This is a genomic window from Providencia lanzhouensis, from assembly GCF_050469745.1.
GTDB lineage: Bacteria > Pseudomonadota > Gammaproteobacteria > Enterobacterales > Enterobacteriaceae > Providencia > Providencia lanzhouensis.
The window spans coordinates 782104-798858 of record NZ_CP174123.1 but is presented as its reverse complement, the minus strand read 5'-3'; the positions used below and the strand labels follow the sequence as shown (position 1 = coordinate 798858).

Sequence of the window (16755 nt, the reverse complement as noted above, 5' to 3'; positions counted from 1 at the left end):
AAAAATAAAAGTACCTGCCCTCTCTTCCTTGCGTGCCTCTTCATAAAAAAGACGCTTTATGTGATACTCGAGCCACTCTTAAGCAATCACTATCTCTCTATATTATGTCCCTATACGTACTGCTTTCTGTGCTGTTTGCTGCGTTTTGCCATGCCAGTTGGAATGCTCTGGTTAAATTTGGTAATGACCGCTTCTTTGGTTTGATAATGATTGCCGTTTTTTCTGGAATTTTAACTATTCCAGCCCTCTTTTGGTTTGGGCTGCCATCTCCCGATGCCGTCCCGTGGCTAGCTTTGTCAGTATTATTTCACATCGGTTATATCTATTTTCTCAGCCAAGCTTATAACCATGGTGACCTCAGCCAAATTTACCCTATTTCTCGCGGCTCAGCCCCTTTAATCACCGCGTTATTAAGTATTGTTTTATTCAATGAATCCTTACCATTTATGAGTTTTGTAGGGATTATTTTCATCATTTCAGGCGTGGTAGCCATCGCGTTTGCAGGTCGAAAATTTACTTTGAATATCAAAGGTAAAGCGCTTAGCTTTGCATTGTGCACTGCCTTTTTTACGGCTTGTTATACCCTCTCGGATGGATATGGCGCTAGAGCCAGCCAAGATCCCGTTGTTTATACCCTATGGCTGTTTTTATTAAATGGTGCGGTACTCGCCATCCCCGGAGTGATGAAATACAAAAGTTCATTACTACACGGGTTTAGGCAATATTGGCGCTCAGGGTTGCTTGGCGGGTTAATGCAGTTAATTAGCTACGGCATCGCAATCTGGGCAATGAGCCAAGCCCCCATCGTACTCGTTGCTGCTATTCGTGAAACTAGTGTCCTTTTTGCTATGTTTCTTTCCATTGTATTTCTTAAAGAGAAATTTAATGGAATGCGAGTCCTCGCCTGTATTGTCATCTTACTTGGGGTGTTACTGGCGAAACTATCCAGTTAAGATAGCGGTGCTTAGAAGATAAGTTTTACATCCTATATTTGATGCCCATAATATTTGATACAAATAATTTTTAGCCCTATTTTTCATTGAGTCATGAGGTAAGAATGACATTACTCCGATCTCTCGTTGCCATATCGATGATGGCAGCACCTATCGCGGCACTTGCCACCACTCCAGCGGATTTAATCATTGTTGATGGTACTGTTTTGACAATGGATGCCAATAATCAAGTTATTGAGAATGGGACCGTTGTTATTGATAAAAATAAAATTATCGCTGTTGGCGGCCCTGAGCTTGCCACACAATATACCGCCAAAAAACGGCTAAATGTTGATGGCGATATAGTCATGCCAGGGTTAATCAATACCCATACTCACGCATCAATGACTGTATTTCGTTCCCTTGCCGACGATGTCCCCGACCGTTTGCACCGCTATATCTTCCCATTAGAGAGCAAGATGGTTTCCCGTGAAATGGTGCGAGTAGGCGCTAACTTAGCCAACGTCGAAATGGTCAAAGGTGGCGTTACAACTTACGTGGATATGTACTATTTCGAAGATGAAGTTGCGAAAACTGTCGATAAAATTGGTATGCGAGCGATCCTTGGGGAATCTGTGATCAAATTCCCTGTTGCCGATGCTAAAAATGCTGATGAAGGTATCGCTTATGCGGTGAATTTTATCAACCAATACAAAGACCACCCGCGCATTACGCCAGCTTTTGCTCCTCACGCACCTTATACCAATACCACTGAGCATCTACAGAAAATTGCTAAACTTTCTCAAGAACTTAATGTTCCCGTGATGATCCACTTAGCGGAAACCGATCGAGAACAAGAAGAAATTGCCAAGCGTACTGGCGGAAAAAGCCCGGTTCAATATATGGCTGATATCGGTGCATTGAATAACAAAGTCATTGCGGCTCATGCCATTATGGTTGATGAAAACGATATCAACCTACTCAAACAGTATGATGTTGGAGTGGCTCATAATGTCAGTGCGAATACCAAATCAGCCAAAGGTGTTGCACCAGTGACCGCGATGTTAGCAAAAGGAGTTCGTGTAGGCTTAGGAACCGATGGTCCGATGTCCAGCAATACCTTAACAACCATGAATGAACTAAATTTAGTAGGTAAAATTCATAAGCTCGAAAATAAAGATAGAGCTGCAATGCCGCCCATTACCGTGGTTGAATTAGCGACCAAAGGCTCCGCAAAAGCCATTCACATGGAAGATAAGTTAGGCTCTCTAGAAGCGGGGAAATTGGCAGATATTATCGTTGTCGATACAAAATCACCGAATATGGTTCCGATGTATAGCCCTTATGCCGCACTGGTTTATGGCGCGAATGCTTCCAATGTACGCCATACCATTGTGGATGGAAACCTATTAATGGAAGACCGCAAAGTACTCACAGTTGATGAAAATGCGATTGTGAAAGAGGCTCTACAATTTGCCGATCAAGTTCGTAAAACCGTGGTTGCCAGCGGTGAAACTGTGAAATAAAAAAATGGCTGATTCAGTTTTTCACTGGATCAGCCATGATTCTTAACTTAGCGATTAACCCTTATTTATTGGTTAAATCATCAAAGAATTTTTTCACGCCATCTAAGAAGCGTTTTGAACGTGGGCTATTTTTCTCGCCACCCGTACCGCCTAACGACTCACCAAACTCTCTGAGTAACTCTTTTTGTTTCTCATTCAGTTTGACTGGGGTTTCGACAACAATGTGACACATTAAATCACCTTGCATACCACCACGTACTGACTTCACGCCCTTACCTTTCATACGGAACGTTTTGCCCGTTTGGGTTTCCGCAGGAATTTTCAGTTTAACGCGACCATCAAGGGTTGGGACTTCAATTTCGCCGCCCAGCGCTGCTGCTGCAAAGTTGATTGGCACTTCACAATGTAAGTTATTACCATCACGCTCAAAAATATCGTGAGGTAAAACATGCATTTGAACGAATAAATCCCCTGCTGGTGCACCATTCGCACCGGCTTCACCTTCACCGGATAAACGAACACGGTCACCCGTATCAACCCCTGCAGGGATCTTAACGGATAAGGTTTTGTATTTTTCAACGCGACCTTGGCCATGACATTTGTTGCATGGGTCTTTGATAACTTTCCCGCGACCGTGACAGGTTGGGCAAGGTTGTTGTACTGAGAAGAAACCTTGACGCATGTGTACTTGGCCCATACCGTGACAGGTTTGGCATGTATCTGCGCTAGTGCCTGGTTTTGCACCGCTACCGTGGCACACGTCACAGCTTTCGAGCGTTGGAATACGGATCTCTTTGGTCACTCCACGGACTGCTTCTTCAAGAGTCAGTTCCATGTTGTATTGCAGATCAGAACCACGGCTTGGGCGCTGTTGACGACGACCGCCACCAAAAATGTCACCGAAGATGTCACCAAAAATATCACTGTTGAAATCGCCGCCACCAAAGCCGCCGAATCCACCTCCGCCACCCATACCGCCTTGTTCAAACGCGGCATGACCATATTGATCGTAAGCGGCACGTTTTTGCTCATCGGACAGGACTTCGTAAGCTTCTTTTATCTCTTTGAATTTCTCTTCAGATTCATCTTTGTTTTCCTGATTGCGGTCAGGATGGTATTTCATTGCTAAGCGCTTATACGCTCGCTTAATGTCTTTTTCTGAAGCATTTTTTTCGAGGCCTAAAACCTCATAAAAATCTCTTTTCGCCATTTATTTTTCCCTTAACATGCAGACACGGGCGCAGAGTTCCCTCAACGCCCGTGTCCGGTATCAGTCACTATTTAACATTATTGCGATAGTCACTGCGCCCGCTAAGGGCCTTATTTTTTGTCTTTGTCGTTAACTTCTTCGAATTCAGCGTCAACAACATCGTCATCTTTCTTCGCTTCTGCACCCGCAGCGCCCGCTTGAGCTTGTTGCTGTGCAATTTCCAGAAGTTTCGCAGATGCCGTTACCAGCGCTTGGATTTTCGCTTCGATTTCAGCTTTATCTTCACCTTTAGAAACGACTTCTAATTCTGAAGTTGCTTTTTCGATGTTCGCTTTATCTTCAGCTGGTAATTTGTCGCCTGCTTCTTCGATTTGTTTACGAGTACCGTGAATCAGTTGGTCTGCTTGGTTGCGAACCTGCACTAACTCTTCAAATTTACGGTCTGCTTCAGCGTTAGCTTCTGCGTCACGTACCATTTTTTCGATTTCCTCGTCATTCAGACCAGAAGATGCCTTAATGGTGATGTTTTGCTCGCGACCGCTGTTTTTGTCTTTCGCAGAAACATGCAGGATACCGTCCGCATCGATGTCAAAAGTCACTTCGATTTGCGGCATACCGCGTGGCGCTGCTTGAATACCATCTAAGTTAAACTGACCCAGTGATTTGTTATCACTCGCACGTTTACGCTCACCTTGCAGTACGTGAATGGTCACGGCTGCTTGGTTATCTTCTGCAGTAGAGAACACTTGGCTGTGTTTAGTTGGGATTGTGGTGTTCTTCGAAATTAACGAAGTCATCACGCCACCCATGGTTTCGATACCTAAAGACAGTGGAGTTACGTCAAGTAACAGAACGTCTTTAACATCACCCGCTAATACACCACCTTGTACTGCTGCACCCATTGCAACGGCTTCGTCTGGGTTCACGTCTTTACGTGGTTCTTTACCAAAGAAATCAGCAACAACTTTCTGAACCATTGGCATACGAGTCTGACCACCAACTAAGATAACGTCGTTGATGTCACCTACACTTAAACCAGCGTCTTGCAGAGCAACTTTAACTGGCTCCATAGAACGTTTAACTAAATCTTCTACCAGTGACTCCAGTTTTGCACGAGTCACTTTGATGTTCATGTGTTTTGGACCTGTCGCATCTGCTGTGATGTATGGCAGGTTAACGTCAGTTTGTTGAGCAGAAGACAGCTCAATTTTTGCTTTTTCAGCAGACTCTTTCAGACGTTGCATTGCCAGTGGATCGTTACGCAGATCAACACCTTGTTCTTTCTTGAATTCGTCAACTAAGTAGTTGATTAAACGAGTATCGAAGTCTTCACCACCTAAGTGAGTGTCACCGTTAGTTGCCAGAACTTCATAGGTTTTTTCGCCATCAACTTCATCGATTTCGATGATTGATAAGTCGAATGTACCACCACCTAAGTCGTAAACCGCGATAGTACGGTTGCCAACTTCTCTATCTAAACCGTAAGCCAGCGCTGCTGCTGTTGGTTCGTTGATGATACGTTTTACTTCTAAACCAGCGATACGACCCGCATCTTTGGTTGCTTGACGCTGAGCATCGTTAAAGTAAGCTGGAACAGTGATAACCGCTTCAGTTACTGGTTCACCCAGATAGTCTTCCGCTGTTTTCTTCATTTTTTTCAGCACTTCAGCAGAAACTTGTGGCGGTGCCATTTTTTGGCCTTTCACATCTAACCACGCATCACCGTTATCAGCCGCTACAATTTTGTATGGCATGATAGACACGTCGCGCTGAACTTCTTCGTCTTGGAAACGACGACCGATCAAACGTTTGATCGCAAATAATGTATTTTCTGGGTTAGTGACAGCCTGACGTTTTGCTGGCTGACCAACTAAAATTTCACCATCTTGTGTATATGCAATGATGGAAGGAGTAGTTCTATCACCCTCGCTGTTCTCAAGAACACGCGCAGTAGTGCCATCCATAATTGCAACGCATGAGTTAGTTGTACCTAAATCGATACCAATAATTTTACCCATTTAAAACGCCTCCAAAGGAATTCTTTTCATTTAATTTCGATATCAATCTATATAAGGCTCAATATTTCATTTTCAAGGGAGTTTTTACTTCAACCTTGATTTTTTTTGCAACCTTAATTCTTTTTGCAATTCGCAATAATTTAGATTGATAACTGTTGATGTCTTAAAGATGGGGTCACAAATTCATTCATCAAGGGGCAAAACTAAAAAAGTTTTACATTTAATGCAAAAAAACCCGTCTCTTGATCATTGTTTCGACAATTAAAACTGCGTATTATGCGCCTCCCCGTCCTATGGGGCTACAAAAGTTTATTGTATCTATTTGATTTTTAAATACTTTACCAGAGGTTATATGCAATCTAGTTCGCTTGCCAATCCAGGCCCACTCGGTTTATTGGGCTTTGGTATGACAACAATCCTGCTGAATATTCATAATGCAGGCTTTTTCCCTCTCTCATCTGTGATTTTAAGTATGGGGATTTTCTATGGTGGTATCGCGCAAGTGATTGCTGGGCTTATTGAATATAAGAAAGGTAATACGTTCGGTGCGACTGCATTTACCTCTTACGGCTTCTTTTGGCTTGCGTTAGTTGGTCTGCTGTTTTTACCGACCATGGGATTAGCTGAAGCAACTGACCCTACATTTTTAGGGATGTTCCTTCTCTTATGGGGGATCTTTACTTTCTTTATGTTCTTAGGCACCTTCAAAGCAAATTTTGTGCTGCAATTTATCTTTGGCAGCCTAACCGTACTGTTTGCAATGTTAGCGGTGGGTAATTTGACCAACGATTCCACTCTGCTTCAATATGCGGGCTATGAAGGAATTATCTGTGGAGCGAGCGCATTCTATCTGGCTGTCGCTGAGATCTTAAATGAGCAGTATGGCAAAACCATCCTGCCAATTGGCCAACGCAGCTGAGTCGATAGCCTGTTAAGCTAAATAGACAGAAAGAAAACTGTAACAAGAATTATCAGGCAGACATCACGTTCTGCCTGATTTTTTAGAAGGGATTACTCGGCTGTGCGAATAGCCGACTTTGGTCGGAAAGCTTTAACGATGCTTTCGTCTGTTTCAATGTATGGGCCATCAAGTAGTTGAATGCAGTATGGCACACTCGCAAAAATGCCTGATACCAGCACATTTCCTTCTTTATCTTTCAGCCCTTCTAGGGTTTCAGCAATCGCCTTTGGCTGCCCCGGTAAGTTTAAAATCAGTGACTGATTGCGGATCACGCCAACTTGGCGAGATAAAATCGCCGTCGGCACGAACTTCAGGCTAATTTGGCGCATCTGCTCACCAAAGCCAGGCATTTCGCGATCGGCAACTGCAAGCGTTGCATCTGGGGTGACATCTCGACGAGCAGGACCTGTGCCGCCTGTGGTCAGGACTAAATGACAGGAAAATTCATCCACCAGCTCACACAACGTTTGCTCTATCATGACTTGCTCATCAGGGATCAAACGAGTTTCTAAACGAAAAGGCGTGGTGATGGTTTTCGTTAGCCACTCCTCCAGTGCTGGGATCCCTTTATCTTCGTAGATACCGCCTGAAGCACGATCAGAAACCGACACCAGACCTATGCGCAACTCATTCATACAAACCTCAAAAATTAATCATTTAAATTCGTTCATTTGGCGAGAAAATACTAACTTAATTAATACCAAGCCAATAATGATAAACATGGTGCATCATACCATGAGGTCGAATGCCTGACAGCGTCGTGTTTGTGTCGAAATGTGGAATTGAGAGTTTAATCAATGAAAACGCAGCATAAAAAAACCCAGCCAACTGACTGGGTTTTCTAAGAAAAAGGAAATTACAGCAGAGCTGCGATCATTTTTTCCAGTTTTTCTTGGTCTACAGCAAACTTACGGATACCGTCAGACAGTTTATCAACCGCCATTGGATCTTGATTATGCTGCCAGTAGAACTCAGCTTCAGTCAGTTTAGCGCCTGGCTCTTGAGTTTTACCTTCATCTTTCAGTTTACACACTAATTCGCCTTGTGATTCAGACAGCTCTTTCAGCAGCGCTGGAGAGATAGTCAGGCGGTCACAACCTGCCAGCTCAATGATTTCACCTACGTTACGGAAGCTTGCGCCCATCACGACGGTTTTATAACCATGTGCTTTATAGAAGTTGTAGATTTCAGTCACAGAAACCACGCCTGGATCTTCATGTGCAGCAAACTCTTTTTTATCGGTGTTTGCTTTGTACCAGTCAAGGATACGACCTACGAATGGAGAGATCAGGTAAACACCAGCTTCCGCACAAGCACGCGCTTGAGCAAAAGAGAATAATAAAGTTAAGTTACAGTTGATGCCTTCTTTTTCCAGTTTTTCCGCCGCGCGGATACCCTGCCAAGTAGAGGCTAATTTGATCAAAATGCGATCATTGCTGATACCCGCTTCGTTATACATTTTCATCAGACGGCGAGCTTTAGTAATACACGCTTCTTCATCATAAGAAAGACGCGCATCAACTTCTGTTGAAATACGACCTGGGACTAATTTCAGAATTTCTAAACCGATATTAACAGCCAGTTTGTCACATGCATCGACAACTTGTTGTTCACGGTTATTGCTTTGCTTACGCGCCCACTCTACCGCTTCATCAATTAATTTACGGTACTCAGGAATTTGTGCAGCATTTAAAATCAGCGATGGGTTTGTCGTCGCATCTTGTGGTTTGTACAGCTTCATCGCTTCGATGTCGCCAGTATCGGCAACAACAGTTGTCAGACTACGTAAGGAGGTTAGTTTGTCGGTCATTTCTTTAATCTCGTTGTTATACCCGTCATACTTCAAGTTGTAGGGGTGTTGGCTACATTCACTCACCCTTGCCATCTACCCGCAACTTAAACTACTTTGTGTATTATTAAGGAATTGAGGCTAGCGCCGCACCGTCCCATGATAATATCACGCATCTACGTTGCTGCAAGCGAGGAAATATCCTTGAAAGCAACTATTTGATCAGCAATCGTTTTCGCGGTATCCCTAGGAACTGAATGCATTTAGCTAGTTAGAATAATCTCATCAGTAAACCAGATAACCACTATAAGCGCGACTTATTACAGCGATTCGCCATTTCATCTGATTTTTTGTTAAAGTAATGGATAAATTTACTATCACAAGGGTTAAGTTATGCTGATTACTATTTCACCGGCCAAGACATTAGACTACGAAAGCCCGCTCGCCATCGACACGTTTACTCAACCCGAGCTCCTCGCTGAGTCTGAAAAACTAATTAAAACATGCCGAAAACTCACGCCAGCGGATATCGCCAGCTTAATGAAAATTAGTGATAAACTTGCAGGGCTGAATGCGGCGCGTTTCGGTGAATGGCAGCCAAACTTTACCCCTGATAATGCACGCCAAGCCATCCTCGCCTTCAAAGGGGACGTGTATACCGGCATGCAAGCCGAAACGTTTTCTCCCGCTGATTTTGAATTTGCTCAGCAACATTTACGTATGTTGTCCGGCCTATATGGTGTGCTGCGTCCATTAGACTTAATGCAGCCTTATCGCTTGGAAATGGGAATTCGCCTTAAAAACAGCCGTGGTAAAGACTTATATGAATTCTGGGGAGATATCATCACTCAGCATTTAAATAAAGCACTGGCAGCGCAAGGAGATAATATCCTTGTTAATTTAGCTTCTGATGAATATTTTAAGTCTGTGAATACCAAAAAATTAGATGCTGAAATTATTAAACCCGTTTTCTTAGATGAGAAAAATGGCAAATATAAAGTCATCAGTTTTTATGCAAAAAAAGCTCGCGGATTAATGAGCCGTTTTATCATTCAAAATAAACTGACTAAATCCGAACAGCTATCTGACTTTAATTTAGAAGGCTACCAATTTGATCAAGCGCAGTCGAAAGGTAATGAATTAGTCTTTACACGACCTGAGCAAGCCTAATCATAGACTCACTACGTTGGCTTATGGGGAATGCATCACACCCTATAAGCCTCATACTCAACATACGATATCTTATTTCAAATCCCCGTCACAATCTGGCGATAAAATAATCACCTCTTAAGCTGTATAGCATTCTTTCACCAGTGAGCTCGACAGAGTTATGCCAAAATTCGAGTAAATCTTTGCCATTTATTTTGGAGGTGAGCCATGCCATATTCTGCTGCGTCACATCGTTACACAGATATGGAATATCGTCAGTGCGGTCGGAGTGGATTAAATCTCCCCCTTGTCTCTTTAGGACTCTGGCATAATTTTGGTGACAACAAGCCAATTGAGAACTGCCGAGCCATGTTAAGACATGCGTTTGATCATGGGATCACCCATTTTGATCTCGCCAACAATTACGGGCCACCTCCTGGCTCCGCAGAACAACAATTTGGTCGCATTCTACAACAAGATTTTCGTCCTTATCGCGATGAAATGGTGATCTCCTCCAAAGCAGGTTACACCATGTGGGAAGGTCCTTATGGTGATTGGGGCAGTAAAAAATATTTAGTTGCCAGTCTTAACCAAAGTTTAAAAAGAATTGGCGTCGATTATGTGGATATTTTCTATCACCATAGACCCGATCCTCAAACTCCATTAGAAGAGACCATGGCAGCCCTTGATTTGATCGTTCGACAAGGTAAAGCGCTTTATGTGGGAATTTCGAATTACCCAGCAGAAACGGCGCAAGAAGCTATCCGTATTCTCAATCAACTGGGCACCCCCTGCCTTATTCATCAACCTAAATACTCCATGCTAGAACGTACCCCAGAAGAAGGTCTCCTCGATTTGCTCGAAGAGGAAGGTGTCGGCTCGATTGCCTACTCACCACTGGCTGGGGGTATTTTAACGGATCGTTATCTCAATGGTATTCCCGCTGATTCTCGTGCAGCAGGTAATCCATCACTGCCGCCTGAAAGACTTACATCCGCTATTTTAGCAAAAGTTAAAAAACTCAATGAATTAGCCTTAAATCGTGGGCAAAAATTGAGTCAAATGTCTTTAGCGTGGTTACTGCGCCACGACCGCATTACTTCCGTGCTTATCGGCGCAAGCCGTATCAGCCAAATCGATGACGCTCTCGGCATGATGGAAAATCGTGATTTTAGCCAAAATGAGTTAAAAGCCATTGAGCTGATCCTCGAAGACTCAATCTAAGCCCTTCCTATCGCTATCTCTTAAAATATATTTAAGGGATAGCTTTCTATTTATTATCTTTAATTTAAATACAAACGAACGAATAACATTCTGGTTTATTATTTTATATTCATACAAAACAAATTTGAGTCATTAATTAATCGATAACATTCTTTAATTATTTAAGTGAGTCATTTAAGCTTTATTTGCAGTTTAATTAATTCACTTTATAACGAGGAATTTATATGCGTAAAATCTCTACTGTCTTAATCACCTTATTATTCCCTTTATCCGCACTTTCCATGACTATATCGACCAACGCCCAACAAACGGATACCGAATATCTGTGGAGCAACGGAGGAAATGGCGGTAACGGTGGGCATGGGGGCAATGGTGGAAGTGGTGGTAGTGGCGGGCATGGAGGCAATGGTGGAAACGGTGGTAATGGAAATTAAATAAACCCGATTATTTAATTATTTCCCCCTTCATATATGAAGGGGGATGGAGGAAACAATGGTTAATCAATCTCTATTTCAATTTTTCTCTATTTTATTTTTCACTGCAATACCAACATTAAGTCATTCCAATTATATTCAATCAAATAAAAACACTTTATTCCATTTAAATAAAACCATTTTTATCGATAATATTTCTCAGTCTAATTCCTGCATTCCTTTTTATTACCGAAATTATTATTTCCATTTTTCCGAAAATGGCATAAATGGAACTCATGGACAAAATGGCAGTGGAGGAAACGGCGGTAATGGCGGAATCGGTGGTAATGGCGGCAGCGGAGGTAATGGTCAACATGGTGGAAATGGTGGCAACGGTGGCAGTCATGGTCATGGCAACCACGGAGGTCACGCGACGCCTGGCAGTAATGGAAATGGTGGCAACGGCGGAAATGGTGGCGTGAATGGTGGAGACGGCGGACACGGCGGTAACGGAGATGGTCTAGGTAACGGGGGGAACGGTGGAAATGGTTCCGTCAACGGCAATGGCGGCAATGGCGGACACGGAGGAAGCAATGGCGGTCATGGCGGTAATGGGGGGGATGGCTCTGGTAGTGGCGATGGCGGCAATGGAGGAAATGCAGGTATTGGAGGACAAGCGGGCAAAGGTGGTAAAGGAGGACCCGATGGCGGTCAAAATGGCACGGACGGCTCTAATTATTAGCTTTTCCTCAAAAAAAACGGAAGCCAATACAGCTTCCGTTATTAAGATCCCCGTCAATCGCAGGTTTCAATTATTGTTTCGGTGCTAACTTCATTAAGAATTCGCGTAATTGAGCAAAATTTGACGGTAAGAAGTGAGAAAGCAGAGGTAAATCTGCACGTTCCGCCAGCTCTTTTGGCAGCGAAATTTGTTTATTTAAGATAGCTTCCACGCTCTCCTTAAATTTCGCAGGATGAGCAGTTCCTAAGAACAGGCCATATTCACCATCTTGCAGCTGATCACGCAGGACTCGATAAGCAACCGCTGCATGAGGCTCCGATAAATACCCTTTCTTATCTAACTCACGTACGGTTTCTTGAGTCACTTCATCACTCACTGCACCGTAACCTAACTCTTTTAATGACCAACCTTTGCGACGGAATAACTCTTCAATACGCGGCCAGTTATTTGGCTGGCTGACATCCATTGCGTTAGATAAAGTCGCAACGGTTTGATGTGGCGCCCATTTACCATCAACTAAATAACGCGGAACCGTGTCATTAACGTTAGTGGCAGCGATAAAACGTTTCACTGGTAATCCCATAGATTTCGCCAGCAAGCCTGCCGTTAAATCCCCAAAGTTACCACTTGGCACAGAGATCACTAGTTGATCGCGTTTTTCTGCTGGGATCTGAGCAACCGCTTCAAAATAATAACAAATCTGCGCTAACAGACGGCTAATATTGATGGAGTTCGCAGAGTTCAAATACAGGGCTTTTTTCAGTTCTTCATCATCAAAAGCGTGTTTGACCATCGCCTGACACGCATCAAAATCATCTTTGATAGCCACAGTATGGATGTTTTTACCCAGCGTACAGAATAGTTTTTCTTGCAGTGGGCTGATTTTGCCTTCTGGGTATAAGATAACCACTTGAACATTATCCAAACCATAGAATGCATGGGCAACAGCAGCGCCGGTATCACCAGATGTCGCGGTTAAGATAGTGACTGGCGCACCACCAGCTACTTGACCTAACGCTTGCGCCATGAAGCGACCGCCAAAGTCTTTAAATGCCAGTGTTGGTCCGTGATACAGCTCTAACGTAGCCACATCATCTTCAACTTTGGAAACAGGTGCAGGAAATGCAAAAGCCGTTTTAACACGCTCAGCGAGCTGCTCAGCTGGAATTTCATCTCCGATAAACGCGTTTAAGATACGGCTACTACGAGTGACAAAATCCAACTTCAGTAATTCATCAATTTCACTGGCGCTAAACTCAGGTAAGTCTTGAGGGAAAAATAGCCCTTGTTGCTTACCTAACCCTTGTTTCACGGCTTGCGCGAAGCTGACTTGTTCGTTGTTATCTTTTAAATTATACAGTTTCATCGTTTACCCTATTGTCCTTGCACCCGCCATATCTAAACGACAGATATGCACAAAGCCTTCATCATTTTGAATGTAATGTTGTTGTAGGTACTGCACCATCTCTTCTGCGATTTTTTTATCATCACAAATGGTAAAAATTGTTGGTCCTGATCCCGAAATACCACATGCCAGAGCACCAATTTGCTTCGCATATTCTCGTGCCTTCGCAAAACCTGGCAGCAACTGAGTACGGTATGGCTCTGCGACGACGTCTTTGATCATCGTGACCGCTAGCTCAGGCTGATGAGTATGACATGCATGGATAAAGCCTGATAAATAGCGCCCATGATTTACAATATCATGGCGAGAATAGCTATCGGGTAAAATGGCTCGCGCTTCTGCGGTAGAGACTTTAATACCCGGATAGGCCATCACCCAATACCAGTTTTCAAACGCAGGGACGGGCTGAGAAATAATGCCATTTTGCTCGATGATCAGCTGTAAGCCCCCCAAGTAGCATGGCGCGACGTTGTCATAATGAATACTGCCTGAAATACGCCCTTCTAGCTCGCCCATCATGCCAAGCAGTGCGGTTTGGTCAAATGGCTTATCTGCAAACTCATTGAGTGCCATCAGTGCAGCGACGACGGAGCAAGCACTTGAACCTAAACCCGAACCAATTGGCATATTCTTTTCAAGGGTCATTGCCACGTTCAGTTTTTTACCAAGACGCTCGCAAAACAGTTCCCAGCATTGGTAAACAATGTTGTGTTCCATTTTTTTCGGTAGCTTAGAAACAAATCGACCTTGGTTTTCTAATGAAAATGTCTCTGCCGCTTCAATGCTGACACAGTCACCGAGCAGTGAGCCATCAATCGGAGAGACTGCTGCGCCTAGCACATCAAATCCAACGCTCACATTACCAATTGAAGCGGGTGCATAAACTTTGATCACTTCTTAAACTCCCAATTTCCATGATAGGGTACGCAGCATATCCGCAAATACACCCGCTGCAGTTACATCATTACCAGCACCGTAACCTCTGAGAACTAAAGGAATTGGTTGATAGTAGCGTGTGTAGAATGCCAGTGCGTTTTCGCCATTTTTTACTTTAAACAGTGGGTCATTTCCATCAACGGCAACCATTTTCACCTGACAGCGACCTTCTTCGATAAGACCCACATAGCGTAACACTTTTTCCTCTGCTTCTGCCGCTTTTATCCGCGCAGCAAACTGGGCATCAAGTTGTGGTAAACGCGCCATAAACTCGGCAACACTGCCTGAACTGTCGAAATCAGCAGGAAGTACAGATTCAATATTGATGTCGCTAAGTTCTAATTCATAACCCGCCTCACGGGCTAAAATCAGTAATTTACGCGCCACATCCATGCCGGATAAATCGTCGCGTGGATCTGGCTCGGTGAAGCCTTTTTCCTTCGCTAACGTTGTCGCTTCTGATAAGGACATTCCTTCATCCAATTTACCGAAAATAAATGACAAGGATCCTGACAAGATTCCACTGAAATGAACTAATTCATCCCCTGCGTTCAGTAAGTTTTGTAGGTTTTCGATAACCGGTAAACCCGCCCCTACGTTGGTATCATAAAGGAATTTACGTTTTGAGCTCTCGGCGGCAGCACGAAGTTGATGATAATAATCCATCGACAATGTGTTGGCTTTTTTGTTCGGCGTGACGACGTTAAAGCCATCTTTTAAGAAGCTAGCATATTGCTCTGCGATCTCTTGGTTAGACGTACAGTCGATGATCACCGGATTTAAAAAATGGTACTCACGCTCTAAACGGATCAGACGGCTGAGGCTAAACGCTTCTTTGGCTTCAGCTAATTCAGCTTTCCAATTATCTAAGTCAATTCCTTGCATATTGATCAGCATCGCTCTTGAGTTCGCTATCCCACAGACTCGTAGATCAATATGTTTTTGTTTCAGCCACTGTTGTTGACGGTGGATCTGTTCGATCAACGCATTACCGACGCCGCCCACTCCGACAATAAAGGCTTCAATCACTTGCTCAGCATTGAACAGCATTTGGTGACATAAACGCACCGCTGAAGTGGCAGACTCATTGGCGATCACCGCAGAGATTGAACGCTCAGACGAGCCTTGCGCAATAGCAACGATGTTGATATTGCCGCGGGTTAATGCTGAGAAGAAACGTGCGGAGATGCCTTTTAATGTACGCATACCATCCCCAACAACGGAGATGATGGACAGTTGCTCCATCACATCTAACGGGTCTAATACCCCGTCTTTAAGCTCTAAATAAAACTCTTCTTCTAATGCGCCACGAGCGCGCTGTAGCTCATTTTGCGGCACGCAGAAGCTGATACTGTATTCCGACGATGATTGCGTGATCAGCACCACGGAGATCCCTTTACGGGACATGACCGAGAAAATACGTGCTGCCATACCAACCATGCCTTTCATACCCGGACCTGAGACGTTGATCATCGCCATATTATTCAGGTTAGTGATCCCTTTCACTGGTGTACTAACATCCGTTTGACCATCACCAATCAGCGTACCCGGTGCACTTGGATTAGTGGTGTTTTTGATCAGGCAAGGGATTTGGAATTGTGCAATTGGGGCGATAGTACGAGGGTGTAAGACTTTCGCGCCAAAATAAGAAAGCTCCATCGCTTCTTGGTATGACATCCCTTTGAGTAAACGGGCATCAGGCACTAAACGTGGGTCACAAGTATAAACCCCATCAACATCTGTCCAAATTTCACAGCAATCTGCACGTAAACATGCCGCTAATACCGCAGCCGAATAGTCGGAACCATTACGTCCTAACACCACCAGTTCACCTTTCTCATTTCCAGCCGTAAAGCCTGCCATCAACACGAAATGGTCTTTAGGAATGTTCAGCTCTGCAATGCGTTTAGTGGATTCATTGATATCAACGGTGGATTCAAGATAGTGACCTTTTGCCAGCAAGTTTTTCACCGGATCAATCACAGTGACTTTGTGACCGCGAGCTTTTAATACAGATTCCATGATGGCGATAGAGAGCTTCTCACCACGGCAGATAATAGAGGCGTTGATGCTATCAGGACATTGTCCTAGAAGAGTAATACCATGCAGTACTTGTTTGATTTGCGCGAATTCGTGTTCAGTCAGCTTTTTCAGTTTGTCATATTCAAACCCGGGCTGCTTTTCTTTCAATCCCTTTAAGAGATTAGCAAAAATCATTTCCGCATCACTAACATGCGTGATGACATCCTGACCTGCTGCTGTTTTTTCAATCATTGCCACCAAATGGTTGGTGATTTTCGCGGGTGCAGATAGCACCAACGCAACTTGCCCATCTGCCAATTTGCTTTCCGCGATATCAGCAACATTAAGTACCCGTTCGTCATTTGCGACTGAAGTACCGCCAAATTTAAGCACACGCATGGTATTTCTCTCCTGAATTAGCGCCAAAA

General features: G+C 43.8%; 14 protein-coding genes and 1 other annotated feature (1 of these 15 only partly in view). Of the genes, 7 read left to right on the top strand and 7 right to left on the bottom strand.

The genetic code is table 11. The features are described 5' to 3' along the window. Window positions 1-104: 104 nt before the first annotated feature. Together ACIH2S_RS03625 and ACIH2S_RS03620 are read left to right on the top strand one after the other, a co-directional pair. Window positions 105-953 carry an EamA family transporter gene (locus tag ACIH2S_RS03625; RefSeq protein ID WP_036950292.1) on the top strand — a complete coding sequence of 283 codons (849 nt, stop codon included), beginning with the start codon at window positions 105-107 and terminating at the stop codon, window positions 951-953. 137 nt (window positions 954-1090) lie between these two features. Then, on the top strand, window positions 1091-2458 hold the full coding sequence (locus ACIH2S_RS03620; protein WP_430248555.1) for an amidohydrolase: 1368 nt from the start codon (window positions 1091-1093) through the stop codon (window positions 2456-2458). Window positions 2459-2519: 61 nt separating this feature from the next. Here ACIH2S_RS03620 and dnaJ read toward each other — a convergent pair whose 3' ends face one another. Then, window positions 2520-3668, bottom strand: coding sequence for a molecular chaperone DnaJ (gene dnaJ, locus ACIH2S_RS03615; RefSeq protein ID WP_036950288.1), 1149 nt, complete (start codon window positions 3666-3668; stop codon window positions 2520-2522). A 110-nt stretch (window positions 3669-3778) separates the two neighbouring features. Next, on the bottom strand, window positions 3779-5686 hold the full coding sequence (dnaK, locus tag ACIH2S_RS03610; protein ID WP_430248124.1) for a molecular chaperone DnaK: 1908 nt from the start codon (window positions 5684-5686) through the stop codon (window positions 3779-3781). A 352-nt stretch (window positions 5687-6038) separates the two neighbouring features. Here dnaK and satP point away from each other — a divergent pair, with 352 nt between their 5' ends. Next, on the top strand, window positions 6039-6605 hold the full coding sequence (satP, locus tag ACIH2S_RS03605) for an acetate uptake transporter (RefSeq protein WP_036950283.1): 567 nt from the start codon (window positions 6039-6041) through the stop codon (window positions 6603-6605). 92 nt (window positions 6606-6697) lie between these two features. Here the strand turns inward: satP and mog are convergent, their stop codons facing one another. Next, window positions 6698-7282, bottom strand: a complete 585-nt coding sequence (gene mog, locus ACIH2S_RS03600) for a molybdopterin adenylyltransferase (RefSeq protein WP_036950281.1) — start codon at window positions 7280-7282, stop codon at window positions 6698-6700. 221 nt (window positions 7283-7503) lie between these two features. Next, window positions 7504-8457: a transaldolase gene (gene tal / locus ACIH2S_RS03595; RefSeq protein ID WP_036950279.1), complete on the bottom strand. Its 954-nt coding sequence runs from the start codon at window positions 8455-8457 to the stop codon at window positions 7504-7506. 372 nt (window positions 8458-8829) lie between these two features. Between tal and yaaA the strand changes: the two genes are divergently transcribed. The 4 genes from yaaA to ACIH2S_RS03575 all read left to right on the top strand — a co-directional run bounded on the left by yaaA (window position 8830) and on the right by ACIH2S_RS03575 (window position 11964). Further along, entirely contained in the window at window positions 8830-9606 is a 777-nt protein-coding gene (yaaA, locus tag ACIH2S_RS03590) for a peroxide stress protein YaaA (protein WP_036950277.1), read from the top strand. A gap of 207 nt (window positions 9607-9813) precedes the next feature. Continuing rightward, window positions 9814-10809 carry an aldo/keto reductase gene (locus ACIH2S_RS03585; protein WP_108479226.1) on the top strand — a complete coding sequence of 332 codons (996 nt, stop codon included), beginning with the start codon at window positions 9814-9816 and terminating at the stop codon, window positions 10807-10809. Between the two features lie 224 nt (window positions 10810-11033). Continuing rightward, on the top strand, window positions 11034-11243 hold the full coding sequence (locus ACIH2S_RS03580; RefSeq protein WP_036950273.1) for a hypothetical protein: 210 nt from the start codon (window positions 11034-11036) through the stop codon (window positions 11241-11243). A 58-nt stretch (window positions 11244-11301) separates the two neighbouring features. Next, on the top strand, window positions 11302-11964 hold the full coding sequence (locus ACIH2S_RS03575) for a hypothetical protein (RefSeq protein WP_230480589.1): 663 nt from the start codon (window positions 11302-11304) through the stop codon (window positions 11962-11964). 70 nt (window positions 11965-12034) lie between these two features. Here the strand turns inward: ACIH2S_RS03575 and thrC are convergent, their stop codons facing one another. From thrC to thrA, 3 genes are read right to left on the bottom strand one after another with little or no spacing between them, the layout of a single operon-like run. Further along, window positions 12035-13330: a threonine synthase gene (thrC, locus tag ACIH2S_RS03570; RefSeq protein WP_036950269.1), complete on the bottom strand. Its 1296-nt coding sequence runs from the start codon at window positions 13328-13330 to the stop codon at window positions 12035-12037. 3 nt (window positions 13331-13333) lie between these two features. Next, entirely contained in the window at window positions 13334-14263 is a 930-nt protein-coding gene (thrB, locus tag ACIH2S_RS03565; RefSeq protein WP_108479225.1) for a homoserine kinase, read from the bottom strand. A 3-nt stretch (window positions 14264-14266) separates the two neighbouring features. After that, the gene (thrA, locus tag ACIH2S_RS03560; RefSeq protein ID WP_108479224.1) at window positions 14267-16726 is read right to left on the bottom strand and encodes a bifunctional aspartate kinase/homoserine dehydrogenase I; all 2460 of its coding nucleotides are present in this window, start codon (window positions 16724-16726) and stop codon (window positions 14267-14269) included. 24 nt (window positions 16727-16750) lie between these two features. Continuing rightward, window positions 16751-16755, bottom strand: a sequence feature (Thr leader region) (it continues 117 nt past the right edge of the window).

Excerpts from the sequence above, each read along its gene's own strand:
- ACIH2S_RS03625 (WP_036950292.1), top strand. The coding sequence starts at position 105 with ATGTCCCTATACGTACTGCTTTCTGTGCTGTTTGCTGCGTTTTGCCAT.
- ACIH2S_RS03620 (WP_430248555.1), top strand. The coding sequence starts at position 1,091 with ATGATGGCAGCACCTATCGCGGCACTTGCCACCACTCCAGCGGATTTA.
- dnaJ (WP_036950288.1), bottom strand. The coding sequence starts at position 3,668 with ATGGCGAAAAGAGATTTTTATGAGGTTTTAGGCCTCGAAAAAAATGCT.
- dnaK (WP_430248124.1), bottom strand. The coding sequence starts at position 5,686 with ATGGGTAAAATTATTGGTATCGATTTAGGTACAACTAACTCATGCGTT.
- satP (WP_036950283.1), top strand. The coding sequence starts at position 6,039 with ATGCAATCTAGTTCGCTTGCCAATCCAGGCCCACTCGGTTTATTGGGC.
- mog (WP_036950281.1), bottom strand. The coding sequence starts at position 7,282 with ATGAATGAGTTGCGCATAGGTCTGGTGTCGGTTTCTGATCGTGCTTCA.
- tal (WP_036950279.1), bottom strand. The coding sequence starts at position 8,457 with ATGACCGACAAACTAACCTCCTTACGTAGTCTGACAACTGTTGTTGCC.
- yaaA (WP_036950277.1), top strand. The coding sequence starts at position 8,830 with ATGCTGATTACTATTTCACCGGCCAAGACATTAGACTACGAAAGCCCG.
- ACIH2S_RS03585 (WP_108479226.1), top strand. The coding sequence starts at position 9,814 with ATGCCATATTCTGCTGCGTCACATCGTTACACAGATATGGAATATCGT.
- ACIH2S_RS03580 (WP_036950273.1), top strand. The coding sequence starts at position 11,034 with ATGCGTAAAATCTCTACTGTCTTAATCACCTTATTATTCCCTTTATCC.
- ACIH2S_RS03575 (WP_230480589.1), top strand. The coding sequence starts at position 11,302 with ATGGTTAATCAATCTCTATTTCAATTTTTCTCTATTTTATTTTTCACT.
- thrC (WP_036950269.1), bottom strand. The coding sequence starts at position 13,330 with ATGAAACTGTATAATTTAAAAGATAACAACGAACAAGTCAGCTTCGCG.
- thrA (WP_108479224.1), bottom strand. The coding sequence starts at position 16,726 with ATGCGTGTGCTTAAATTTGGCGGTACTTCAGTCGCAAATGACGAACGG.